The following is a 22,083-nucleotide window of genomic DNA, read 5'->3' on the forward strand; positions in this document are numbered from 1 at the left end:
CCACCCCTTCGCCGGGGTCATCGGAGCAGGGCGACGATTCCGGTGGCTGCCCCGATGACCCCGGTCACTGCACCGACCGAAGGCAGGGCCAAGACCTTGCGCTCCAGGGCGGTCACCCTGCCGTCGAGCGCGCTCACGTCGCCCTCGGTCGCCTCCGTGCGCTGGAGGACGAGGTCGATCCTCCCGTTGAGCTCCGCGAACCCCGTCCTGATCTCGCCGCGTAGCTCGGCGAGTTCGACGGCGACCCGGTCGGGGCCGGCCGAGGGCGGGGTCACCGTTCCCCCTTCCGTACGGTCTCGGTGAGCCCCGGGCCCTCGCCGGTCCCGGCCGTGCTCAGCGCGGTGAGCACGGCCAGGACAGCCGAGCTACCGGAGAGCGCGAGGGCCTGGCCCCAGGCCGCGTCCAGGACGTCGGCGGCAGACAGCCCGAGGGCGGCGAGCAGGGTCTGAGCAGCCGTCCGTACGGCCCGCTCGGCGGTGGCAGCCCAGAACCGCCCGGTGAGCAGCGAGCCCGTCATCCTGTCTCATCCTCGGTGGTGTCCGCGGCTGCGCGATCGATCGCGGCTTCCGTCGCCGCGACGATCGCTGCGGCGTCGGCGCCGGTGCCGAGCTGGGCGGCGAGAGCGGTGATAGCGGCCGTCTGGGCGGCCAGCCGCTTGTCCATGGATCGGATGCGGGCCTGCATGTCCTTCAGGATGGACTGCGGCTGCCACGTCGGGTTCGTCGCGTGGTCCGCCGCGTCGGCCGGCCCGCCGATCGCGTCGGTCTTCCAGACGGCGTCGAAGATGTCGCGCTTGGTGATTCCGGCCATGGGGTCCTCCTCGGGGTCGGAGCCGTTCCAGCTCGCGGGGTGCTTGAGCCGCTCCGCCACGTCGGCACGGAGCTTGGCCATGGTGAAACCGCGGGGGTCGACCTTGTCGTTCGACCACTCCAGGTGTCCGATCACGGATTTGGCGGACCACTTGTGCGCCCGGCACAGGGCGGCCTGGACGCGGACGATCGCGTCGTACTGGACGGCGGGCCAGGGGTCCTTGCCGTCGCCGAGGTTCTCGCATTCCCAGCCGTAGAACCGGGCGTTGCCGTCGACCCCGTTCGCGTTCCCCTTCCTGGGGACGGCGGGGCGGGTGTTGTAGGACTCCGCGACCACCTGGTCCAGGACGTGCGGGTCGCCGCCCCCGGCGTGATTGGTGCGGCCCCAGCCGACCAGGTGCACCTCACCGTCCTTCGCCACCATGCCGTGGCACAGCGGACCGGGCAGGTCCGGGTACCCGTCGCGCACGATCCGGACCGTGTTCGCGGTGCCCTTGGTCACCGTGTGATGGACGACCGACCCGTTGACCGGCCCCCACGGGCCCTTCCCGTTGCGGTTGTGCGTGCGCCAGTTCCCGACCTCGACCACACGCACACCCTCCGCGCGCAGCGCCTTCATGAGCTGACCAGAAGTCATCGGGCTGGCCATCAGACTCGCTCCGGCCAGTGCCACGTGCCAGCGAGCTGGGCGCCGGTGTCGTCGTGAACGGCCCCGCCCGCGCTCAGCGGGAGGAAGAAGAGGCCCGTCGGGTTGACGACGACCAGCCCGACCCGGCCCGGGTCGTCCGCGTCGGCCTCGGTCACGATCGCGGACCGGCAGGACGGCGGGAAAGCCTGGCTCCCGTCACTGCGGATCGGGGTTCCGTGGCTGACGTAGTGGACCGTCCGGCCGACGGTCGGGGTCTGGGACATGCACACCTCCAGGAGTGACGAAGATGTCCGGACAGCGTCCGGACGGACTTGGGATCCCTGTCCGGACGACAGCCCGGACACGAGGGACGCGGTGCGGTGACCTGCACGGACACTGTCCGGACACAACCCGGGCAACGGTGTCCGCAGGGGCGCTGGCGCGATCACGCGATGCTCGGGCCAACACGGAACGCTGACCACCAGCCGGACACCGACGGCCGGGCCTGATGGCTGCTGTTCGCCTGCACGCGAAACCCGATGCTCGGGGTGGCCGCGCCCGTGAAGTCGTCCATCGCAGTGCAGTGCTGCCCGGTGATCGAGCTGCCTCGCGTGTACGTGACCGCGTTCATGAACCCCCGCCCCGCTGCGCTGATCGCCGCGTAGAACACGGCGCCGCTCGGCGCCGTGAACCCCGCCGAGGTGTCGCACCGGAACTGGGCTTGGAGAAACCAGGTCCCACCATCAGGGACACGAACACGGCTCGTACCGCCGGTGGAGACCACGGAGAAGCCACCGGACTCCGCCACCAGCGACGGAACGAGCCAGTTGTCGGTGGTGTCGGTCGTGATCGTCTTCGGGGCCAGGTTCCCGTACGCGTACCGAGGCCCCTGAACGAAGAGACCGCGATCCGACCCAAGCCCGATCGCGTTGCCCGGGTCGGCGCTGATCCGCGCGCCGATCGTGTAGCCGCTCGCCTGGTCACCGGCGATGTCGATCGCCTGCCCGGCCACAAGGCCGGCCGAGGCGCCCGCGGTCGGGACGAACACCCCGCCGTCCGTACCGATCCGCACGAGGTTCCCCTCGTCGCCGGACGGGTGGACCGCGAGCACGCCGCCCGCGCACGACAGCCCGTCCCCGGAGTGGTCGCAGACGCACGCCACGATCCCGTCGCACCCTGACCGGCCGTCGTACATCAAGGACGCCGTGAGCGGGGCACCTTCCGTGCCTTCCCCGAACAGGGCAACGCCATCGCCCGGCTCAACCACGAGCGGAGCGGGCGATGCTGTGATCACGAGGGGGTCCGCAGGACTTCCCGCGCCCTCAACGACGACCCCGTCACCGCCCACAACTACGCAGGAACACCCGCCACCACCGCAACCGCATCGAGCCACGGGCCAACTCCATCTCTCTGATGAGGCGGCCCGGCCCAGAACCAGCGGCCCTACCAGCGTACCCAGCTATCCGTAGAGCTCGATGACGACGATCCCGACTGCACCCGTCGCCCCGTCGTACGACTTCCCGTCCGCCGAGAACGCACCGCCCGCGCCACCGCCATACCCTCGCCCGGCACTGCCCGGCCCGGACGTCGTGCGGCCGTACCCTCCGTGGCCCATCCGCGAGTCACCGCCCCGGCCGGACATTCCACGCATGCCCATCCGCAGAGCGCCCTCTCCCGCGCCGCCACCATCCGTCATCTGCCCGGACCCGCCTCCCGGCGCCGCGACCCCATTCGACGTCGTGTTGGAGGTGCCAGAGTCCATCCCGTCGGTCCCCGGATTGCCCCCGGTGCCGGTGACCACACCCCCGAAGCTGCTGGTCGTGCCGGCGCTCCCCGGGTTGTTCCCGATCCCGCCCGCGCCACCGGCCCCGACGACTACGGTCTCGACGTCGCCGAGCGCCCCGACCTCGATCACGGACTCCCCGTACCCGCCGCCGCTCGCGCCGTTGCGGGCGATCAGCTGGTTAGCGGCGGCCGCGGCCCCGGCCGAACCGCCTCCGCCGCCCTGGACCTTGACCCGGATGCGGGCCAGCCACGGGTAGTCGCCCTTGCGGAACTGCGAGGTGCCCGCCGTCTTGCGGACGATGACGCGCCGGAGCCCCATGGTGCCTGGATTCAGGCACAACTCGCCGGTGTCATCCACGTTGAAGTACTCGCCACACGCGCAGACCGAAGCCACAGCGATCCCCTCCTAGGGGTTGAAGAGTGGCCCGGCCCACAACCAGCGGCGCCGGGATCCTAGTCGCCTTCCGGCTGCACGGCCTGAGCGGCGGGCATCGGGGTGGCGGTGAGGTGGACCATCACCCCGGCCGCCGGGACGGCGGGGAGCAGCCCCAGCCCGAGGACGGGCCGGGTGCGCCATACCCGTACGGTCACCGTCGCCCCGGTCACGTCCTCGGCCGTGACGGTCAGCGGGCCGTCATCCCGCTCGGGGGCGGCGGCGACCGCGCTGATGACCGGCGGCACGGGCAGTGCGACCGGAAGTGTCCAGGTGGCTCGGCCGTCGTCGCCCGTGCGGACGGCTGCGGCGGCCGGGGCCGGGCCCGGTGGTCCTGCCGGGCCGGGCTCGCCGGGCGGGCCCTGCGGGCCCGGCTCGGGGGTGGTCTTCGGCTGGTGCTCGATCGACCGGGTCCGCCGGTCCAAGTCGCGGAGCACTCCGCCAAGGGGGTTGTCCGGGCTGCGGCGGGCGGCTGTTCCTCGGAGTGCCATCAGCCACTCACCCCCGCCGGGGTGAGCTGGAGGCTGATGGTCTCCGCGTCGCCGTCTTCCTTGACCTTGACCGTGGCGATCTTGAGGGCCTGGGAGATGGTGCGGCAGGTCTGCGTCGTCGTGACGTCCACGCACCACCCCGGTACCAGCACGGTCACGTCCAGGCCCGCATCCGGCGACAGCACGGCCTCCTGGGAGTCGAGAAAGACGGGGGCCGGGGATGAGGCGGCGAGCCGAGATCGGGCCGCAGCCTCCGCCGAGGCGTCGTCCAGGATGGAGGTCTCCTCGACGACGCGCTCGATCAGCCCGTAGTAGGGATGCGCCCCGCCCGCGACGCCCTTCACGCCGTCCTTGCCGTGGACGACCCACCGCGTCGCGAGCGCGAGCCCGTCCTCGACAACCACCAGCTCGTCGGCGAAGTCCGCATCGCTGAGCGACGCGAGGCGGGCGGAGTGGTCCTCCGGCAGGATCAGAATCCTCGATCCCAGCGCGGTGAAGTCGATGCCGGTCGCTGCCAAGTCGCGGAGGTGGTCCCCCGTCTGCCCAACATCTGCCTGGTAGGAGCGGCGGCCGCGAATGCCGGACGTGGCGACGATCGTCGTGGTGTGCCCGGGGTCGTCCGGCTCGAATGCGTCGTCGACCAGCCAGGCCGCCACCTCGGTCAGCTCGTGGTCGATGAACTCCTGGTCCTGGTGCGGGGTGCGGCGGTCCAGCCAGCCGAGGACATCCACGGCGCTGATCTCCGCCCCGTCGACTGTCCACTCCACGCTGGTGATCGGGCCCTCCCACACCGGCGCCGTCCCCCGGAAGATCGCGAGCTTGTGCCGCCACGTGCGGACGCGGGCGAGCGCGGCGCAGCAGTCCGCATCCGGGGCGATCACGGCCCTGGCCTCGGACAGGTCGTCCAGGACGCGGGACCACTCCACGGACACCAGCACATCGGTACCCGCGACGGCCGCTCCGTCACGGTCGATGATCTGCGCCGTGTGCGACGCGCACTCACCCACCAGCGTGCCCCCTTCTCCCTCAGTACTCTCGGCCGGACAGGGAGATCGTCACCGTGGCGTCCGGGGCCGGCGGGACGATGGCGTCAGCAGCGATCTCCACGCAGTACCGATCGCAGGTCAGCAGCGGGAAGTCGAGCGGGCCGCCGTCGCGCCCGTACGCATCGGTCGTCGTCTCGCACCGGCCGTAGCACTCCACCGACGCGCGGCCGACCTGCCCGTCGAGCGTCATCGTCCCCCCGGCCGCCACGAACCCGACCTCGTACGTCGAGTGCGGGTTGCAGCGCTCCAGCTCCACAACCTCCTCGCAGCTCATCCCCTGGTGCTCCGCCGTGCGCTCGTAGAAGGTCACCGTCACGCGGCGCAGGTCGCTGCTCCCGGCGCTCACCTCGATCAACGGCACCGCCCCGAACCAGGCCGGCCACGAGCTGAGGTCCAGCTCGTACGTCTCCGTGTTCACGGCCAGGGCGTGCCGGAAACACGTCTCCGGCGGCGGAAGTTGCGGCGGGGTCGGGGTACGGCACGTCCAGTCCGCACACAGGGACTCCGGGTCCGGGCACGCGGCCAGACGACACGTCGCATCGCACGGGTCCCGGACCGGCTCGACCTCCGGCCACTGCACCGCGCAGCCCGCCGCGTCCGTGAGCGGCACGGTCACCGCCTCCGGGGCGCACCGGGTGTCGGTGGTGTCCACGCACACGGGCGGCGGCGGCCCGGCCGGGCCTCGGTGGATGCACCAGGTGATGCACTCCCCGTCGTCCCCGGGCAGGGGCGCGGTGATGACCGGCACGGGGTCCGCCCACAGCCACGGCCCGGCCGTCAGCACGAACTCCACACGGACGAGGTCGGCGCCGTTCTGGCACGAGCCCCTGCCGGTGCAACCGTGCCCGTTGCGGTCGACGACGCGCGGCCCGTCCGTGAGCGCGGCCCGGCGCAGCGTCCGCCGGTGCCGGGCCGTGAAAACGGCGGGGTCTTCGTCCCCGCTCGGGCAGCAGTTGTACACGGTGAGGCAGGCCCCACCGCACCCGTCCGTGCACCCGGAAAGGGCCTGGGCCAGCCACTTGAGCCCGTACGCGACGCCGCAGCACGTCGCGCCGAGGAGCACTGCGGTCACGGTGATCGTCCGCGCCTGCACACGGGGTTTCCCGATCGCGGCGCCGCCGACGACCGCCCGGGTCACCGACCTGGTCACCGGGTGGTCGTCCAGCCCGTCGACGTCCAGGACGAGCAGGCCGGCGAAATCTGCGGAGTCCGGCACGTCGGGATCCCACCAGGGGGCCTCGTCGTCCCACGGGGTGGTGTACGGATCGTCGCCCACGTGCGCGGCGTCGAAGCTTGGGCATCCGCAATCCCCGACGCTGTCGAGCGCAGAGCCGACCGACTCCAGGTACGCGGCCAGCCGCGCCGAGTTGTAGATCTCGGTGCCGCCAAGAGTCAGGTAGTCGGTGAACATCACGCCACCCCCGCCGAGATCGCCATCCGGTTCAGTACGCGGCGGGCCGTCACGTGCGCATCCCCTACCTCGTGGATGGTCCAGTGGTTCGTGATCGTCGCGCCCGCCCGGGGAGCACTCCCCCGCGTCGGCGCGGGGGCGGCCGCGGCCAGGAGGTCCGTGAGGCCGGACTGCTCGGCCAGCTGGCGGGCGCGGGCGGGCCGGGTCAGCGGGATGATGACCTCCGGCCCGGCCTCACCGACGAGGGCGGGGGTGGCCCGGGTGACGATCCCGCCGGCAGCGAACGGCAACAGCCCGCGCACGGATGACGGCAGCCCGCGCTTGATCTTCCCCATGATCTGCGAGCCGATGTCACCGATCGCCGCGATGATCTTCCTCGGCAGGCTCGTGAACATCGACGCGATGCTGGAGATCAACGAACTCGCGGCGGCGCGAGCCGACCCGAGCGCTGACCGGAACGCCCCGGCGATCTTCGACCCGAGGGACGACAGAGCAGATCCGACTCGGTTGGGCAGAGCAGAGAAGAACGTCGTCACCGAGGTGATGAGCCCGGTGACGGTCGAGATCGTGGTGCTCTTCACGGTGGTGAAGATCGAGGCGACCTTCCCCGGCAGCGCAGCCAGGGCCGCCCCAATCCGTTCGGGCAGCGACTGGAAGAACGCGACGGCCGAGGCGATGAACCCGGTGATCGTCGAGGTGACCCAGGTGAACGCGGACATGAACGCGCTGGCGAGCAGGGAGCCGAGCGAGGTCAAGACCGACGCGATCTTCTGCGGCAGCTCCGTGAAGAGGTACACGACACCGGCGATGGCCGTGAGGACCGCGATGGCGACCTGCGCGACCGCTGTCGTGAAGAGATCCACCAGCGCGCCCGGCAGCGACGCCAGGAAGCCCATGATCCTGCTCGGCAACGAGGCGAAGAACTCCACGACGGCATCGAGGCCGGCCGAGACGCTGCCGGTGATGCTCGACCACAGCCCGCCGAAGAATCCGGCCAGCGACGAAAGCGCTCCGACGACCTGCGACGGCAGAGCCACGATGAACCCGATGGTCGAGGTCGCGGCGGAAACGAGGCCGGTCAGCCCTGATACGACGAGCGAGATGATCGGTACGACGCCCTGGATGATCACCCATGACGCGAAGGCCGAGGCGATCGCGACCACCGGCGCGAGGAGCTGGACCGCCAGGGCGTTCAGCGGGGCGAGGGCCTCGGCGAGTTCAGCGATCGACGGCAGCAGCGGGACGAGCGCCAGGACGACCGCGTTGAACGCCGCGACCAGGTCCGGTAGTACGGGCAGGAGCGCGCCGATCAGCGCGTTCACGACGGGGACGACGGCGGTGACCAAGCGCCCAAGGGTCGTGGCCAGCTCGGTCAGCAGCGGGGACAGGCCCTGGATCAGGCCGGCGACGGCCTGCCCTACGCCGGACACCAGCGGCATCAGCGCCGCCACCAGCTGCACGAACGCGGCCGCGACGACCGGCAGGACCGGCATCAGCGCGTCGACGAGCGCCGTGACGATCGGCTCGAAGAGCGCCGCCAGGGCCTGGAGGACGGGGGCCAGCATCGTCCCCACCGCAGCAACGAGCTGGCCGACGAGGGGCAGGAGCGGGGCGAACGCGGAGACGACGGAGCCGATCGCGGCGCCGACCGGGCCGAGCGCCGGGCCGATCGCACCGAACGCGGCTGCGAGCGCGCCCGCTACGTCCTGGAGGCTCGGCGCGATGGCCGCCAGGGCCGGGCCGAGGGCGCTGATGACCCCGACGAGGGCCGGGCCGAGCGCGGTGAAAACGGGGGCGAGAGCCGGGGCGATGGCCCCGATCTGCTGGACGACCGCGGACAGGATCGGGCCGAGCTGAGCCGCGATCGTCGCGACCGTACGGAAGATCCCGGTGAGGGCTTCCTGCCCTTGGGCGGAGGACAGGAAGTCCCGGAACGAGGCGGTGATCGTCTGGAGGTTCCCGAGGAGCCCACCACCCGCGTCTCCGGCCGCCCGGAACATTGCGCTGATGATGCCGCCGACGTTCGCAGCGACCGCGCCGAGCTGCCGGAAAACGTCCAGCGCCCCGCGTACCCACTCAACGGCTTGTCCGGAGGCCGAGACCGTAGACAGCCACGTCCCGAACTGCGCCCCGACCTGAGCGATCGCGGTCCCGGCCCCCGGCCCGAACGCCTGGAGGACCGCCGCGGCGATGTCCAGGAAGCCCTTGGCGATCGGGGCGATGGCGACCTGAAGGCCGGACGCGGCCTGTGTGGTGCTCCGGATGATCGTCTGGAGCGGGGCAAGGGCCTGCTGTGACGCGGCGAACCGAAGCCCCTCGCTCGCGGCCCGACCGAACTCCGTCGAGAGGCCGGCCAACTCCGAGCGGAGCGGCAGGAGGCTCTGGACGGCCCCGGAGATCTGGCCCGCGAACTGGGCGAAGAACGATTGCTGGACGGCCTGCTGGACCTCTTTGAGATCCGGCGCCAGGTCGTGGATGGCCAGGACCGCCGTCTGCGCGGCCGGGGCCAGGCCCTCCAGCGCCTCCTGGAATTTTTTCGCATCGTCCCCGAACGCGGCCGCGATGGCGTCGCCGACGCCGAGGACCGCGACCTTCAGCGTGCCGAGCGCGACCTGGGCCCCGACGATCGCGGCAGGGAACGCCACGATGATCCCGGCGGCAGGAGCCAGCGCGGCTACGAGCCCGCCGATCGACTGCGCGGCGCTGGCCGCCGCGATCCCGACCGCCCCGAGCTTCAGCAGGCCGCCGAGAGCGCCGCCGACTCGACCCGCGATACCCCCCAGGCCGCTGAGTGCCCGCGCAAAACGATCGGTGTCGGCGTCGGTGTTGACCCGGACAGTGACGTCCGGTGGCCGGTGCGCGCGGATACGGGCGTCGAAGTCGGACAGGTCCGGGACGACCCGGATCGACACCTCCTCGCCCGCGAGGAGCGCGCGGATGCGCTCGACGAACCCGGTCAGGTCTGGCGCGACCGGGACGTTGATGCTCTCCAGCGACCTGAGCTGAGTCAGGAGCTGGGCGTCGAACCGGCGAAGGTCCGGAACGACCTCGACGGAGACGTTGGCGGCGTCGAGGCCGCGCTGGATGTTCCGCCGGATCTGCGCGCCGACGGTGCGGGTGGCCCGGTCCAGGGCCCGTGAAATCCGGATGCCGAGGTCGCGGGCCTCGGCGACCGCTTCGGCATCATCCAGGATGATGCGGATACGGCCTGTCCCGTAGTCCTCGTCGTCGGCCACCGGGCAACCTCGCGAAACAGCGATGTTGCCCGGCCCAAAACCAGCGGCGCCCCCAGACTAGCCGGTGTGGCTACCCGTCACCCGGGCGTCTTCTGCCGCGAGCTGCGCCGCGAGGCTCTGCGCCTGACTCATGGTCATGCCGCCGCCGGGTGGCCGCACCCTCTTCGCCAGCCCCTGCCCCTTGGGCGGTGCGTACAGCCTCGCCCGAATCCGCTGCCGCTCCGCATCGTCCTCGGCGCCCTGCTCCAGCGTGGCCTCGGCGGCCGACAGCATCACCCTCAGCGGCCACGCGTGGATGTCGACGCCCTGGAGGGCGAGGCTCCCCTCCCACTCCTCCCAGGAGGCGGCGATGCTGGCGCAGAGCCGCTGGACGACGTAGGAGGGCGGTTCCCTCCGTACAGTTCGACGACCCACTCCATCAACTCGACGAGGACGCGGTCCGGGTACCGGCGGCCGGCGTCCTTGACCGTGGCGTCCTTCCGCTTCGCGGCAGCCTCCTCAGCCTCCTCCGGAGTCGAGTGGGAGCTGACCGTCTTCCCGCCGGTGATGACGTCCCAGCGGGCGAACTCAGCCGCCGACTCGGGGAGCATCAGGCTGGCGAGGAACACACGCATGGCGACCGCGGCCTCGCGAACCTTCGACAGGTCGGCGTTCACCATGTTCCCCGGGTCGATGTTCAGGCGCCGGTTCGCCTCCTGGAGCCGCTCGTACCGGTCCAGGAACTCGTCGCCCAAGACCTCCGGCTCGAACAGGTAGACGGCGTCGCCGATCTCCGCCTCGTGCGGCTGGGTGTTGAGCGTGAACTGCCTCTTAGCCACGGGTGGCCCTTCTCTTCCCGCGCGGGACGCCCGGCCCAGAACCAGCAGCGTAGACAGAAGGCTAGCGGCCCTCGGCACACGGGGCAGTGGCGCACTCAGGCGGTGGCCGAAACCCGCTGCTTTTGACGCTTCGCTCGTTGCCCGGCCTGTAAGCACCCTGCTAGAACACGAGCCTGATCAGCGCTCCGATAGGGAGATCCGTGTCAAGCCAGCAGCCGCCCGCTGTTCCACCGCCCTTCGGCCCGGTTCCTTCTCCCGATCCACAGCCACAGCCACAGCCACAGCCACCATCTCCGCCATGGTGGAAAAACTCCACCATCATCGCTGCCCTCGTCCCCACGCTTGTGTTCGGAGGAATCGCCGTCCAGCAGGGCTGCAGGGCGACCAACGCAGCAGAGCAAAGCGCCGACGCCGACCAGGACAGCAAGAAACGCGCCATGCAAGATGACACAGATAAGAAGAAAATCGCGCGAGGGCCGTCTGTCTCCGTCACCCGGGGAGAATCGCCGGTGATCCCCTCAGCCTTCGCCATGGCAGAGGAGCAGGTCTATATCGGCCCAATCGCCAAGACTACTGACTGGTCTGAAACATTCAATAATTGGCTGGCATCCAAGAGTGCGCGCCCTATCGGCCTCTATTCAACACGCGTAACAGTGAAAGCACTCAAGGATGAGACAACGATCATTCAGGATTTCAAGCTCAAGGATAGGAACTGTCCGTACGAGGTTTATGAAATTCCGGAATCACCAGACAAGCCGTTCTACGACGAAACGATCGTATATCCACCACCCATGGGCGGTTCCGGCGAGGACGTGACCCGCACGGTGATCGGATTTGAAGTCAGCCAATACGACGCAACCAAGGCCCGCTTCGTCGAGAGGGGAGACCCCCGACTAGGGAACATGAAGAAGCGCAGTAACACCAGGCTGGCCCTCACTGACGATTTCTCTACGCAAACGGTCGTCCTGGAACAGAACGATGCACGTACGTTCGACATCTACTTCGGGTCGAACCTTGATTGCACCTTCCGACTGGAGATGAACGTTACAAGCGGAGGCAGTGACGAGTGGATCGAAATCCCAATCGAACCCGCATGGGGGAAGGGCAAGGGTGCGGCAATCGCCGCGCCCTACGACAAATATGGAACATTCGTTAAGCCGTCGCCGGACGGAAATGGAATGGAATTCAGTAACCCAACGAGTGAAGCATTTGCCCCAGCCATCAATTTCTCAACTGTCGATCCATATCCGTAGGCTCTGCGGCTATCTCCCCTGTCTCAGGGCGCGCTCCAGGAAGTTGTTCGGCCTCGTTCCGGGATGTCGGGCGTAGGCGGAGAACACCACCCGGCCACCGACCTCGAACCTGAGCACACCGTTCTTCTTACGCGGCCGGATGATGTGGGGCCTCGTGCCGTCGAGGACGTAGCGCGCGGCAGGGTGGTCGCAGACGATGACGCCCTGGAGACCGCGCGGCCCGTCCGTGACCTTCCACGTGATGTAGCGGCCCATCGACCCGGGCGCCTCGCGCTCGGCGATCCGCGCCGTCCGCGCGGTGCGCTCGGCCAGGCGCCGCGCGACGATCCCGTTCCGCAGCCGCAGGGTCCGGGCGATCTTCCCGGGGTCGACTCTCACCTCGACGCTCACGGCGAATCCTCACCGTCCGGGCACTTCCCGCAGCCGGGGAGCGCCACGATGACGCGCTGCTCCAGGCCGACGCAGCCGCCTTCCGGCCCGATGGTCTTCTGCTGACCCATCACGAACCGGCGCCCGCGCCGCGTCTGCTGGGTGCCCGGCAGGCAGCACAGCAGCGCGTTGAAGACGGTGACCATGTCGATGTGGAGGATCTGCGCCGAGGCGACCAGCTCGTCGCAGGTCGGCGGACACCCGCTCTCGTTGAACGTGGGCGTGCACCGCAGCAGCGTGACAACAAGTTCGAGCGCGGTGACCGACGGCGGCATGCAGCCGCGCACACCCTGGACGACCCGGGACTCACCGGGGAAGTCCGCGTCGCTGCTGGGGTAGATCCGGGCAACGGACACCGACAACTGCCCGCCGCCGCCCTCCTCCCCGCACGGGTCGTCGCACGAGTCCCACGCCGGCGCCCCCGGGACGACGCAGGCCCGACAAGGGCACCCGGGCTGCCCTTCAATCTCCTGGGCGGTCCGGGCGAGAGCGGCGCAGACGCAGCCGACGACGGCCTCGGTCAGGTCGCGGATCGCGAGCGGGGTCAGGGCCACGTCGTCACCCTCGGCCGCTTGTAGTCCGGGCTGTACGCGCGGCTGGGCGAGTCGATCCGGTACGGGTTCACGACGGACAGCCACAGGTCGACCAGCGGCAGGCCGGTACGACCCTCGGCGTAGGTCAGGCTCGGGTCCGGCATATCCATGTCCACACCCTGCCGGGAGATCCGCGTGATGTTCCGGTTCGCACGACAGCCGCAACTCCCTGAAGGAGAGCACCCCTTGAGGAGGTGGCAGGTCAGCTCCGACACGGCTGCGACCGCTGCCTCGTCGAGCGGCAGCCCGACCCGGTACTCGACGGTGAAGGTGCCCTCGGTCCCGGGCGGCGCGGCCATGTCCTGGCAGTCCGGCCAGCACTCACCGTCCGTGCGCACGAGGAGGCCGGCCGAGTCGACCCGGTACGCCTCGGGCACCAGGACCTCGCCGTCGACGTCGACGCTGACGATGTCGTAGACCGGGCCCTCCAGCCGGACTTCGCACAGCTCACCGCACGAGCAGTCCGACTTGCAGCCGCAGACGGACGCGTTGCGCCAGATGCCGCCGGTGTCGATGTACGGCACCCACGGGCCGCCGCTGTACCCGGCCTGGAAGCTGACCGGCGCGGCGTCCAGACAGGCCCGGCGGCACGGCCGGACCGTGATCGGGCACGGGCCGAGACGCCGACCGGACAGGCCCCACAGGATCTGAGAGGCGACGAGCGTCCACCGGTCGACGTCGTCCTGCTCCATCCCCTCCGGGACCTCGCAGCACAAGCTCGTGGGCCACGCCTCGCACGGCCCTGTCCGGAGCGGCATCAGCGCCTCCCCGTGCTCTCGTAGCGCGACGGCCGGAAGAAGGTGGCCCTGATATGCCGGCCGACCGCGCCGTTCGCGAAAGCGTCGGGCATCGTGCTCAGCCAGGGGCCATGCGGGAATCGGGGGCCGCGGTGCAGCACCTTCACGTCCTCGATCCGCTGCCCGCCGAGCCCGGCCAGCGCCCCGTACAAGGTCCGCTTGTGCACAACTTGCAGGTGGCGGCCGACGTCCAGAGCCTCCAGCATCCCGGCCTTCTCCACGGGCAAAGGAGTGTGCAGCTCGTACGACAGCGGGTCGTCGTACCCGAGGGAGACCAGGAGGTCCCGGGTCTCCCGCAGCCCAGCCAGGTACTTGCCGTTCCCGCGCGAGGCGTAGTACCGCTCGACGTCCCGGACGGGCCCGCGGTGCAGCACGGGCATCTCGGTCTGCCGCTGCATGACGAAGAAGTCGTCGTTCATCAGCAGGAACCGCGAGCTGACGTCGGGGTGCTCGCACGCGGCCCGGACCGCGATCGTCGTGTTCTGGTACTTCGTCCCCGGCTGCACGGTCGGGATGTGCTCGACGTTGCGCAGCCACGCGGGCCGGTAGCCGACGACCCACACCTTCCGGTGCGGGAGGTTCGCCGCCCAGCTCCGCAACGCGTAGCGGAGCTGTTCGTTGACGGCGGTCTCCCGCACCGGAACGACAAGGTCGGGTGCCCGCATCGTCACGACGCCAGGCACAGGCCGCCGGTGACCGGCGTGTACTCGCAGACCGGCTCGGGCGGTGCGACCGTCGTGACGATGGTCCTGCGGTGGCAGGTCGGGCCGAGCGGGGTGAGGAGCCCGCCGGCGGTCCCGGCCTTGTCGACGGCCATGACGTCGTACGGGCCAGTGCCCCAGCCGCCGCCCGCCCGGGTCGCGCCCGTGAGGGTCAGCGACGCCGCCTCGCTTCCGACCTCCAGGTCACCGAGCTGCCCGTTGGTGACCCACGGCATCAGGAAGTAGATCCAGGCGCCCGCGCCCGCGCCTGCAGCGTCGCAGGCTTCGGCTTCGAGGACCTCCGCCCACAGCTCGATCGCAAAGCCCGAGTTGCACTGGATCGAGCAGTCGTCGTAGCCGATCGGTCGGCCGTCGAAGCCGTACACGACGGGGTTGCCGGTCGTGATCTCGACGAGTTCGGGGCTGACCGAGAAGAAGCTCAGCTCGACGTCGTAGCCCTTGAAGGACGGGCAGCCGCGCTTGAAGCCGCAGATCCGGCCGTTGGCCGCCTTGTACTCGACGTCCTCACCGTCGTCGACGTTGGCGTTCATCGCGAGCGTGGCGAAGCAGTCGAAGACGAAGCCGTTGTCGTCGCCACAGATCGGGCGGCCACAGCCGTCCACCCTCGTGACGCGGATGGTGTCGGCGTTGGCAATCAGCGGACAGGACATGCCGGGAACCTCCATCACTCCTTGGAGGCCCGGCCCAAAACCAGCGGCGTCGAAACGAGTCTAGCCGCGACCGGGCAACGGCATCCGGCTGCGGCGTACGGCCCTACCTGGCCTTGGCGGGCGGATTTCCCGGCAGCTCCAGGACAACCGTGTCGGCCGCCTGGCGGTACTCCTCCTCGGTGACTTCCCGGTACCCGTCCGGCACCGCGCCGAACAGGTCGAGGTCGCCGCTGATCGTCAGCCAGCCGCCGTCGCCGTTCAGGAAGTAGCGCATGGTCAGGCTCCTCAGCGAGTGATGGCGATCAGGTGGGTGTCGGTAATCCACTGGTTCAACGTCACGCTCCCGGAGACGACGTTGATCGCCGGGTAGACCCGGACCACGTACCCGGTGTGCGCGGCGAGAACGGCGGCCTGGGACACAGCAACCGTCCAGCGCTCGTGCCCGGCGGTCCCGCCCGCCTGGAGCTTGCTGTGCATCACGCGGACGGCGGGACCGCCCCCGTCGATCGTCACCGCATACCCCAGGTCGAACACGGCGCCCGACGTCCACGTCGCCTCGACGTGTCCGGTGAACGCTGTGGAGAAGCTGACCCCACGGCAGGTCGTCAACGAATCAGCGGTGTACCGGCCTTCGGACCACACGTCTGCGTCGACGAGGACGAATCCGCCGGTGCCGGTGAACGTGGGCGCGGGGATCGGGTGGTTCTGCTGGAGGGTGACCGCCGCCGACGTGTGCTCGGGCGGCGTCCACAGCGCACCCGAGTCCGGGTCGCACTTCAGCGTGGAGTTCGCCGCCGCGTCGCAGTCCCAGTCATCCGCCCAGGGCTGCTCGCCCGCGATCGGGAACGCGGCCAGCGGCGCCGCCGCGGTGCCCTCGCCCTGGAGACCGCAGCCGACCGTCAGCGCGGCGGCAGACGGCACCAGGAGCCCGCCGTCCGTGCCGTACGAGAGGCCGTTGCCCGCATCGGTCGACGGCCGCGCGGTGATGACACCGGTGTCCGGGTCGTAGCCCGCGCCGTCCCCGGCGGAGAAGCAGCCGCGCACGTCGGCGCACTCCAGACTCAGGCCGTTCGGTCCGGCGTGCAGCAGCTCGGTGCCGCCGCCGGGCGGGGCCGGGTCGACGATCACCTCCGCCGTCACGTTATACGGGTCTACGGCAGTGCCTGCGCCCGTCAGCGTGAGGTCGACGGTCGGCGAGTCGGTGACGGTGAGCGCGGTGGGGCCGCCGCCGCCCCCGGCAGCACCGATGACGTACGGCGCGCCGGTGGAGCCGTCGCCGTCGACGGTGACGCCGGGGCCGGCCGTGACGATGCAGTCGCAGGAGCGTTCGTCGCAGCAGCTCATGGTGCCCCCTCCTGGGGTTCGGTGGCGGTCAGATGGACGGTGGCGCCGGCCGCCGGAAGCGCGGCGGCAAGGAGCGAGATCCCGAGCAGCTCCACGACGGCGGCGCCGCCGGCCTGCACCGTCGTGGAGCTGGGCGAGTTGGCGGTGATGCGGGCGGAGCGGAATCCGCCGCTGCTGGCCTGAACGGCGAGGGTGACGACCGGCGGGGCCACGAAAGGCGGGTTCCAGACGACGACGGCCTGGCCGCTGCTGTTGGTGACGGCCGTCGCGCGCGCCATGCGGACGCCGAGGCCGCCGGGCTCCCCCGGGGCCCCCGGCGGGCCCGGCTCGCCAGGGGGGCCGGACGGGCCAGGGACGGCGAGGCTGCCGGTGGTGCCGCTCACAGCGTCACCCCCGCAGTCCAGGCCACGGCCACCGGGGCGTCGCCGGCGGTCACGGTCAGCGGGCCGACAAGGGCGGCGTCACCGTCGCGGGCCACGGACCAGCCGATGCTCTCCCCTGCGACGAGGTCGCTGGTGCCGTCCGTGGTGGTCACGGTTGCGGTGCCTCGGGCGACGACGGTCACGGACTGGAGTAGCGGCACCGCGGCAGCGTCCCACGTTGCGCCGGGGGCGAGGACCAGGCGGTGGGCCCGGACGCCGCGTGCGGCCGGGGCCGGGCCGACAGGCCCGCCATCGACCGGGGCCACCGGCGTATACGGGCCCGTCAGGTCCGAGGTGTAGGTGCCGAGCGTGGTCAGGGCGCCGGTGCAGCCGTCGACCACGATCAGCTCGGCGTACCGGACGTCTCCGACGCCGTCCCCGTCTACGTCGTCCCACCGGCACTCCTCGCGCAGGTGCTGCGCGCACCCCTCGGAAGCGGACGCGCACACGCCGACGGTGCCGACTGGGGCATACGGGGTGAGGCCGTCCAGACCGGTGTCGGCGGCGAAGGCGACGGCACCGCTCCTCTCGTAGACGAGGTGCCGCAGGAACGGTGTCGAGAGCGTGGCGCCAGACCCGTCGTCGCTGACGTCGCAGAGCTGCACAACCTCGGCGTCCTGGACCGGGCAGCACTCGCCACCGGTGCCACCGCACGAGACGATCCGGTCCCCGGCCGGGATGGTCTCCTGCCGTTGCCCACTCTCGTCGAGGTAGTAGACCCGTCCGTCTTCCAGGACCTGCGTCCACGTGCGCGGTTCGTGGTCGTAGGTGGCCGCGACGTGGAGGATCATGCCGGACTGGTTCGTGTTCGGGCAGGTGGTGCCAGGCTGCGTCTCGACGAGTTGGACGATAACGGCGTTCTGCCCGGCCCGGCCGCCGGGGACGGCGGTCGGCAGCTGCTGGTGCGCGGGAGCGGAGAAGCCCGCCCCGCCCACGGGCTGCCAGGACCCGTCGTTCAGTCGCCACGCGGCGACGTCGTTGTCCGCGTTCAGGATGCTCGCCGCAATCCGGACCGTCGCCGGGTCCACGTCCACGGGCAGCGCCCAGGATGCGCGGGCGTACCAGGTGCCCGGGACCGGCGGCGACGTCTCCCCCGTGGTCGGGCACACCGTCCGGTCGGCGTGCGGCCCGACCCAGTGCGCCTGGTTCGGCGCCGTGTCCGTCACCGTCCACAGCGAGTTCGGGGCGACCCGGTACATCGGGTGCCAGGGCCCGTCCGGGCTCGGCGACCACGTCCAGTCCGTGTCCACGCCGCTGGTGGCGTTCGCCGCGTTGGTCAGGAACTCCGCGCGCCCGGAAGCGGCAACGCAGATCTGCCGGGTGATGCGGTCCGGGGACGGGCATCGTCCGAGTTCGGCCCCGGCCGGGAGGGTGACCGGCTCGGTGGTGGTCGGGTTGGTGAGGCGTTGCTCGACGAGGTCGCCGGATTGGTCGTCGTAGACCCGCTCCTCAAGCACCTGGCCCAGTACTTCGCCGGTCGCGGCGTCCCGGATGCACAGGAGCTGCGTCTCGACATCGACCCGCGTCTCGGGCGGGGCCTGCTCGCAGCACTCCGCGACCGGCTCGCACTGCCCGACCTCGCCGACGACGGTGTACGGCTGCCCGTCCAGGGTCGTGTCCGTGGTCGAGATGACCTCGCCGGTCTCGCAGTCCACCGTCTGACGGCGCATGAACTGCACGGTCTTCGGCAGGGCGATGTCCAACCTGCCGACGACGTTGTTGATCCCGTTGGTGTCCCGGACCTCGATCTCTACCGTGTTCAGGCCAGCGGTGACGGGGATCTGCGCGGTTCCGCTGGTGGCGGGCTGGTTCCACTGCCCGTACATCCCGGCATCGACGCCGTTGATCCGGACGCGGGCACCGCCGTCACCTCGGAAGCCGACGGACTGCGCGACCGCGACACCGTCCTCCGGCGCGTCGAAGGTTTTGCGGATGACCCAGCGGACGGGGGCGGCGTCGTACCCGGCCCAGTTCCCGCCACCGAATCCCCCGTTCTGGTCCGCGCGGGCGCCCAGAGCTGGGTAGTTGTAGACCGTGCCGTACCGGGCCGGGTATGGCATCGGCGCCTCCGGCGGAGCATCCGGGTTGTACCCGGTGAACGACACAACCTGCCAGTCGTCCGCGTTCGGCCGGTTCGCCGGGTCGAACACGGTGATGAGGTCGGTGGCCGAGGTGTCGCACAGCAGGGTGGAGGAGGTATCCCGGCACTGCTCGGCGCAGTCGCCGGGCTCCCCGACCGGCGCGTACGGGGTCGTCCCGTCCAGCAGGGTGTCGATGACGACCGGCGGGACGGTCCCGGCGGTGTAGATGAGATGCCGCAGGAACGGCACCGGCGCAGCTCCGGCGGTCTTGTCGCAGAGCTGGATGACCTCCACGTCCTGGCCGTCGTTGTCCGCCCCGCAGACGCCAACCCGCCCGGCCGGGGTGTAGGTGGTCGCGCCGTCGAGGAGAGTGTCGACAGCGGCGGTGATCACGCCGCCCTCGCCGTGGGTGAGGTGCCGCAGGAACGGCGTCACCGCGCCGTCCTCGGCGGTGTCGCAGAGCTGGATGGTCTCGGTGTTCTGCTGCGGGCAGCACTCCTGCACCGGGGTGCACGTGCCGACCTCGCCGGTCACCTCGTACGGCTTCCCGTCCAGGGTGGTGTCCGTGATGGAGACGGTCTCGCCGGTCTCGCAGTCCACCACGGTGCGCCGCAGGAACTCGATCGTCTTGGTCATGACGATGTCGAGGCGGCCGGTGGCCCAGTTGTAGCCCCAGTCGTCCCGGACCTCGATCTCCACGATGTTGGGGCCAGCGGTGACGAGGGCCTGGCCGCCGCCGCCGACGCCGGGCTGACCCCACTGGGAGTACAGGCCCATGTCGGTCCCGTTGATCCGGACCCGGCCGCCGCCGTCCGCCCGGAACCCGGTCGCGGTGACGGTCGCCGTACCGTCCTCGGGAGCGGTGAACTCCTTCCGGATGATCCAGCGGATCGGGGCGTTGTCGTACCCGGGCCACGGCATCGCCGTAGGCCCGGCGTTGAGGTCCGGCCGCGCCCCGTAGGAGGTCTGGCCGGTGTTGCTGGTGCCCCGGTAGACCGGGTACGGCATCGGACCGGTCGGCCCGTACCCCGGCTGCGCCCCGGTGAAGGAAATGACCTCCCAGCCGTCCGCGTCAGCCGCGCCCGCCGGGTCGAAGACCGTCACGGCCTCGGTGGTCGTGGTGTCGCAGAGCAGGGTGTTGGACGTGTCGCGGCACGGCTCGGCCGCGTCGCAGCCACAGCAGCCCTCCGGGCGCAGCGAGACCGCCGCGAAGGACAGGGAGGAGCAGGAGTTGCCGCCGCCGGTGTTCCCGACCCGGTAGGACCAGGTGGCCGGCGGGCCGTCGTAGAACAGCTGGCCGGTGCCGTTGGACTCGGTCGGCATGACCGTGGTGCCGTCCCAGTACGCGGTGCCGCCGAGGCGGGACGGGGGCGGGGTGAGGCCGGTGATCGGCTCGAAGGTGTCGAAGTCGAGGAGGTCGCAGCGCACGTAGGTGGCCGCGTCCCGGAGCACCTGGTCCGGCGTGAATGTGTACGTGCACGGGTTACGGAAGATGAACGACGGCGGGGTGCCGGGGCAGTCGGTGTTGGCCGTCGCCGTGGTGGTGACGGTGACGGTGCCGACCGTGTCGGGGTCATCGACCGGCGACAGGGAGAAGAGGAAGCCGCGGCCCTCCGGACTGGCCGGGTCCGGCTTGATATCGACGACCTCCCAGGGCACTTCGACGAGCGCGGGCACGCCGCCGCCGCTGCCGCAGTCGACGACCTGGACCGGCGTGTACGGCGTGGAGCCGTCCATGCCGGTGTCGCGGGTCTCGACCAGGGCGCCGGTGCAGTCGTGCACCAAGTGCCGCAGGAACGGCACGGCGCAGCGGCGCCCCTGCTCGTCCGGTACGGCGTCGGGGTTGAGATCGCACAGCCGCAGCGCGTCCACCGTGGACGCGCACGGCTTCGTCTCGGGCGGGTGGCAGACACCGACCGTGCCGACCGGCTCGTACGGGGTCGTGCCATCGAGGAGGGTGTCGGTGGTGGTGAGGGGCTGGCCGTCGCAGTCCCGGCACACCGTGCGCAGGAACGGCACGGTCGCCGGGGTGACGAGGAAGTCGCCGACCATGCGCTGGGTCGCGTTGAGCCCGGTGGCGCCGTCCGTAGCGAACAGCAGCTCGGTGACGGGCCCGGTGTGCCGGAAGCGGGATGTGGGGGCGTCCGCGCCGACCGGTCCGGAGGCCGGATCCGGGCGGAGCACGCGGGTGGCCGGGTCCCAGAGGTGGGCGGGGTCGAGGGACACGAGCTGGGTGCCGGGCGGCATGACGATGATGCCGGTACCGACGCCGAGCCGTCCGACCTGCGCAGACCACTCAACTTCAACGGGCTGGGTGAAGCGGACCGGCAGGGGGCCGGCGGACGGCGAGGGCAGGAGAGCGATGGCCCACCAGTTCGGGAGGCTGCTGGATCCGCCGTAGACCTCCCAGCCGACGCCGTTCGGCAGGGTGCCGGAGCGGGCCCCGGCCGGAGGCTGGGGCGGGTTGAGGATCGGGGCCGTCACGGTGCTCGCCGGCACGTCGCACAGGGTCGTGGTCTCGCAGTGCCGGCACTCCGGCGGGTGGCAGGCGCCGACCGTGCCGGTCGGGGCGTACGGCGTCGCGCCGTCCAGGGTGGTGTCCCGGGCGGTCGAGGTGTCGTCGCCGGTCGGGGTGAGCGCCCGCAGGAACTCGACCACGCCGCCGTCGTCCTGGACGTCGCACAGGACCACGTATTCCACGTCGTCCACCGGCCCCGGGCAGAGACCGAGGGTCCCCGCCACGGTGTACGGGTCGCCGCCCGGGGTGAGCGTGCGGACGCCGGTGAGCTGGCCGGTGTCGTCGTACTCGTACTCCACGAGCACCGGGGCGATCGGGTCGCCGTCGGCGTCGAGGTCGCACCACTGCGCCACGGCGAACTGCTGCCGGTCGGTGCACGCCTCCGTGCCGACCGGCGGCGGGCCAGCGGTGAAGCCGCCGGTGAGGAGGTTGAGCCATCCCGTCTGCTCCGGCGCCGCGGCGGCGGTGTCGCAGTCGGCACACGCGGTGACGGCGAGGACGGCGATCGGCGTTCCGTCCGCGAGGCACAGGCCGGTGGAGGCCAGGCCCGGAGAGCAGCACGGCGGGACCGGCGGCTCCGGCTCGGGGGCGGCGCAGGGAACAGGCTCGACGGGCAC

22 protein-coding genes are annotated in these 22,083 nt (G+C 71.1%); 1 reads left to right on the forward strand and 21 read right to left on the reverse strand.

Features of this window, described 5'->3' with window-relative positions; genetic code table 11:
• Positions 1 to 17 precede the first annotated feature (17 nt).
• The 12 genes from ACIQGQ_RS20505 to ACIQGQ_RS20560 all read right to left on the reverse strand — a co-directional run bounded on the left by ACIQGQ_RS20505 (position 18) and on the right by ACIQGQ_RS20560 (position 10,657).
• Positions 18 to 275, reverse strand: coding sequence for a hypothetical protein (locus ACIQGQ_RS20505; protein ID WP_402397851.1), 258 nt, complete (start codon positions 273 to 275; stop codon positions 18 to 20).
• Positions 272 to 517: a holin gene (locus ACIQGQ_RS20510; RefSeq protein WP_402397854.1), complete on the reverse strand. Its 246-nt coding sequence runs from the start codon at positions 515 to 517 to the stop codon at positions 272 to 274. Before ACIQGQ_RS20510 ends, ACIQGQ_RS20505 begins: the two co-directional genes overlap by 4 nt.
• Complete coding sequence (locus ACIQGQ_RS20515) at positions 514 to 1,458, reverse strand: N-acetylmuramoyl-L-alanine amidase (RefSeq protein WP_402397857.1); 945 nt, start codon at positions 1,456 to 1,458, stop codon at positions 514 to 516. Before ACIQGQ_RS20515 ends, ACIQGQ_RS20510 begins: the two co-directional genes overlap by 4 nt.
• Positions 1,458 to 1,721, reverse strand: coding sequence for a hypothetical protein (locus ACIQGQ_RS20520; RefSeq protein ID WP_402397859.1), 264 nt, complete (start codon positions 1,719 to 1,721; stop codon positions 1,458 to 1,460). Before ACIQGQ_RS20520 ends, ACIQGQ_RS20515 begins: the two co-directional genes overlap by 1 nt.
• Positions 1,722 to 1,882: 161 nt before the next feature.
• Positions 1,883 to 2,731 carry a hypothetical protein gene (locus ACIQGQ_RS20525; protein WP_402397862.1) on the reverse strand — a complete coding sequence of 283 codons (849 nt, stop codon included), beginning with the start codon at positions 2,729 to 2,731 and terminating at the stop codon, positions 1,883 to 1,885.
• Positions 2,732 to 2,896: 165 nt separating this feature from the next.
• Positions 2,897 to 3,541, reverse strand: coding sequence for a hypothetical protein (locus ACIQGQ_RS20530; RefSeq protein ID WP_402397865.1), 645 nt, complete (start codon positions 3,539 to 3,541; stop codon positions 2,897 to 2,899).
• A gap of 134 nt (positions 3,542 to 3,675) precedes the next feature.
• Positions 3,676 to 4,146: a hypothetical protein gene (locus ACIQGQ_RS20535; RefSeq protein WP_402397868.1), complete on the reverse strand. Its 471-nt coding sequence runs from the start codon at positions 4,144 to 4,146 to the stop codon at positions 3,676 to 3,678.
• Positions 4,146 to 5,153 carry a hypothetical protein gene (locus ACIQGQ_RS20540; RefSeq protein WP_402397871.1) on the reverse strand — a complete coding sequence of 336 codons (1,008 nt, stop codon included), beginning with the start codon at positions 5,151 to 5,153 and terminating at the stop codon, positions 4,146 to 4,148. The genes ACIQGQ_RS20535 and ACIQGQ_RS20540 overlap by 1 nt, the downstream gene beginning before the upstream one ends.
• 19 nt (positions 5,154 to 5,172) lie before the next feature.
• On the reverse strand, positions 5,173 to 6,603 hold the full coding sequence (locus tag ACIQGQ_RS20545) for a hypothetical protein (RefSeq protein WP_402397874.1): 1,431 nt from the start codon (positions 6,601 to 6,603) through the stop codon (positions 5,173 to 5,175).
• On the reverse strand, positions 6,603 to 9,839 hold the full coding sequence (locus ACIQGQ_RS20550; protein ID WP_402397877.1) for a hypothetical protein: 3,237 nt from the start codon (positions 9,837 to 9,839) through the stop codon (positions 6,603 to 6,605). The genes ACIQGQ_RS20545 and ACIQGQ_RS20550 overlap by 1 nt, the downstream gene beginning before the upstream one ends.
• Before the next feature lie 57 nt (positions 9,840 to 9,896).
• A complete protein-coding gene (locus tag ACIQGQ_RS20555) occupies positions 9,897 to 10,112 on the reverse strand; it encodes a hypothetical protein (protein ID WP_402397880.1) in 216 nt (71 codons plus the stop codon).
• 5 nt (positions 10,113 to 10,117) lie between these two features.
• Positions 10,118 to 10,657, reverse strand: coding sequence for a hypothetical protein (locus tag ACIQGQ_RS20560; RefSeq protein WP_402397883.1), 540 nt, complete (start codon positions 10,655 to 10,657; stop codon positions 10,118 to 10,120).
• Between the two features lie 200 nt (positions 10,658 to 10,857).
• Here ACIQGQ_RS20560 and ACIQGQ_RS20565 point away from each other — a divergent pair, with 200 nt between their 5' ends.
• Positions 10,858 to 11,910 carry a hypothetical protein gene (locus tag ACIQGQ_RS20565; protein ID WP_402397886.1) on the forward strand — a complete coding sequence of 351 codons (1,053 nt, stop codon included), beginning with the start codon at positions 10,858 to 10,860 and terminating at the stop codon, positions 11,908 to 11,910.
• Between the two features lie 9 nt (positions 11,911 to 11,919).
• Here ACIQGQ_RS20565 and ACIQGQ_RS20570 read toward each other — a convergent pair whose 3' ends face one another.
• The 9 genes from ACIQGQ_RS20570 to ACIQGQ_RS20610 all read right to left on the reverse strand — a co-directional run bounded on the left by ACIQGQ_RS20570 (position 11,920) and on the right by ACIQGQ_RS20610 (position 22,083).
• Positions 11,920 to 12,300 (reverse strand): hypothetical protein, encoded by a 381-nt coding sequence (locus ACIQGQ_RS20570; protein ID WP_402397889.1) that lies wholly within the window; start codon positions 12,298 to 12,300, stop codon positions 11,920 to 11,922.
• On the reverse strand, positions 12,297 to 12,893 hold the full coding sequence (locus ACIQGQ_RS20575; protein ID WP_402397892.1) for a hypothetical protein: 597 nt from the start codon (positions 12,891 to 12,893) through the stop codon (positions 12,297 to 12,299). The genes ACIQGQ_RS20570 and ACIQGQ_RS20575 overlap by 4 nt, the downstream gene beginning before the upstream one ends.
• Positions 12,884 to 13,624 carry a hypothetical protein gene (locus tag ACIQGQ_RS20580; RefSeq protein WP_402397894.1) on the reverse strand — a complete coding sequence of 247 codons (741 nt, stop codon included), beginning with the start codon at positions 13,622 to 13,624 and terminating at the stop codon, positions 12,884 to 12,886. The genes ACIQGQ_RS20575 and ACIQGQ_RS20580 overlap by 10 nt, the downstream gene beginning before the upstream one ends.
• A gap of 65 nt (positions 13,625 to 13,689) precedes the next feature.
• Positions 13,690 to 14,394, reverse strand: a complete 705-nt coding sequence (locus ACIQGQ_RS20585) for a hypothetical protein (protein ID WP_402397897.1) — start codon at positions 14,392 to 14,394, stop codon at positions 13,690 to 13,692.
• A gap of 2 nt (positions 14,395 to 14,396) precedes the next feature.
• Positions 14,397 to 15,101 carry a hypothetical protein gene (locus tag ACIQGQ_RS20590; RefSeq protein WP_402397900.1) on the reverse strand — a complete coding sequence of 235 codons (705 nt, stop codon included), beginning with the start codon at positions 15,099 to 15,101 and terminating at the stop codon, positions 14,397 to 14,399.
• 103 nt (positions 15,102 to 15,204) lie between these two features.
• Positions 15,205 to 15,375, reverse strand: a complete 171-nt coding sequence (locus ACIQGQ_RS20595) for a hypothetical protein (protein WP_402397903.1) — start codon at positions 15,373 to 15,375, stop codon at positions 15,205 to 15,207.
• A gap of 11 nt (positions 15,376 to 15,386) precedes the next feature.
• Positions 15,387 to 16,445, reverse strand: a complete 1,059-nt coding sequence (locus ACIQGQ_RS20600; RefSeq protein ID WP_402397906.1) for a hypothetical protein — start codon at positions 16,443 to 16,445, stop codon at positions 15,387 to 15,389.
• On the reverse strand, positions 16,442 to 16,828 hold the full coding sequence (locus ACIQGQ_RS20605; RefSeq protein ID WP_402397909.1) for a hypothetical protein: 387 nt from the start codon (positions 16,826 to 16,828) through the stop codon (positions 16,442 to 16,444). The genes ACIQGQ_RS20600 and ACIQGQ_RS20605 overlap by 4 nt, the downstream gene beginning before the upstream one ends.
• Positions 16,825 to 22,083, reverse strand: coding sequence for a hypothetical protein (locus tag ACIQGQ_RS20610; protein WP_402397912.1), 5,259 nt, complete (start codon positions 22,081 to 22,083; stop codon positions 16,825 to 16,827). The genes ACIQGQ_RS20605 and ACIQGQ_RS20610 overlap by 4 nt, the downstream gene beginning before the upstream one ends.

It is taken from the genome of Streptomyces sp. NPDC092952 (genome assembly GCF_044754785.1).
Lineage (GTDB): Bacteria > Actinomycetota > Actinomycetes > Streptomycetales > Streptomycetaceae > Streptomyces.

Excerpts from the sequence above, each read along its gene's own strand:
- ACIQGQ_RS20510 (WP_402397854.1), bottom strand. The coding sequence starts at position 517 with ATGACGGGCTCGCTGCTCACCGGGCGGTTCTGGGCTGCCACCGCCGAG.
- ACIQGQ_RS20515 (WP_402397857.1), bottom strand. The coding sequence starts at position 1,458 with ATGGCCAGCCCGATGACTTCTGGTCAGCTCATGAAGGCGCTGCGCGCG.
- ACIQGQ_RS20520 (WP_402397859.1), bottom strand. The coding sequence starts at position 1,721 with ATGTCCCAGACCCCGACCGTCGGCCGGACGGTCCACTACGTCAGCCAC.
- ACIQGQ_RS20530 (WP_402397865.1), bottom strand. The coding sequence starts at position 3,541 with ATGGGGCTCCGGCGCGTCATCGTCCGCAAGACGGCGGGCACCTCGCAG.
- ACIQGQ_RS20535 (WP_402397868.1), bottom strand. The coding sequence starts at position 4,146 with ATGGCACTCCGAGGAACAGCCGCCCGCCGCAGCCCGGACAACCCCCTT.
- ACIQGQ_RS20545 (WP_402397874.1), bottom strand. The coding sequence starts at position 6,603 with ATGTTCACCGACTACCTGACTCTTGGCGGCACCGAGATCTACAACTCG.
- ACIQGQ_RS20555 (WP_402397880.1), bottom strand. The coding sequence starts at position 10,112 with ATGCTGTCGGCCGCCGAGGCCACGCTGGAGCAGGGCGCCGAGGACGAT.
- ACIQGQ_RS20580 (WP_402397894.1), bottom strand. The coding sequence starts at position 13,624 with ATGGAGCAGGACGACGTCGACCGGTGGACGCTCGTCGCCTCTCAGATC.
- ACIQGQ_RS20585 (WP_402397897.1), bottom strand. The coding sequence starts at position 14,394 with ATGCGGGCACCCGACCTTGTCGTTCCGGTGCGGGAGACCGCCGTCAAC.
- ACIQGQ_RS20590 (WP_402397900.1), bottom strand. The coding sequence starts at position 15,101 with ATGTCCTGTCCGCTGATTGCCAACGCCGACACCATCCGCGTCACGAGG.
- ACIQGQ_RS20595 (WP_402397903.1), bottom strand. The coding sequence starts at position 15,375 with ATGCGCTACTTCCTGAACGGCGACGGCGGCTGGCTGACGATCAGCGGC.
- ACIQGQ_RS20600 (WP_402397906.1), bottom strand. The coding sequence starts at position 16,445 with ATGAGCTGCTGCGACGAACGCTCCTGCGACTGCATCGTCACGGCCGGC.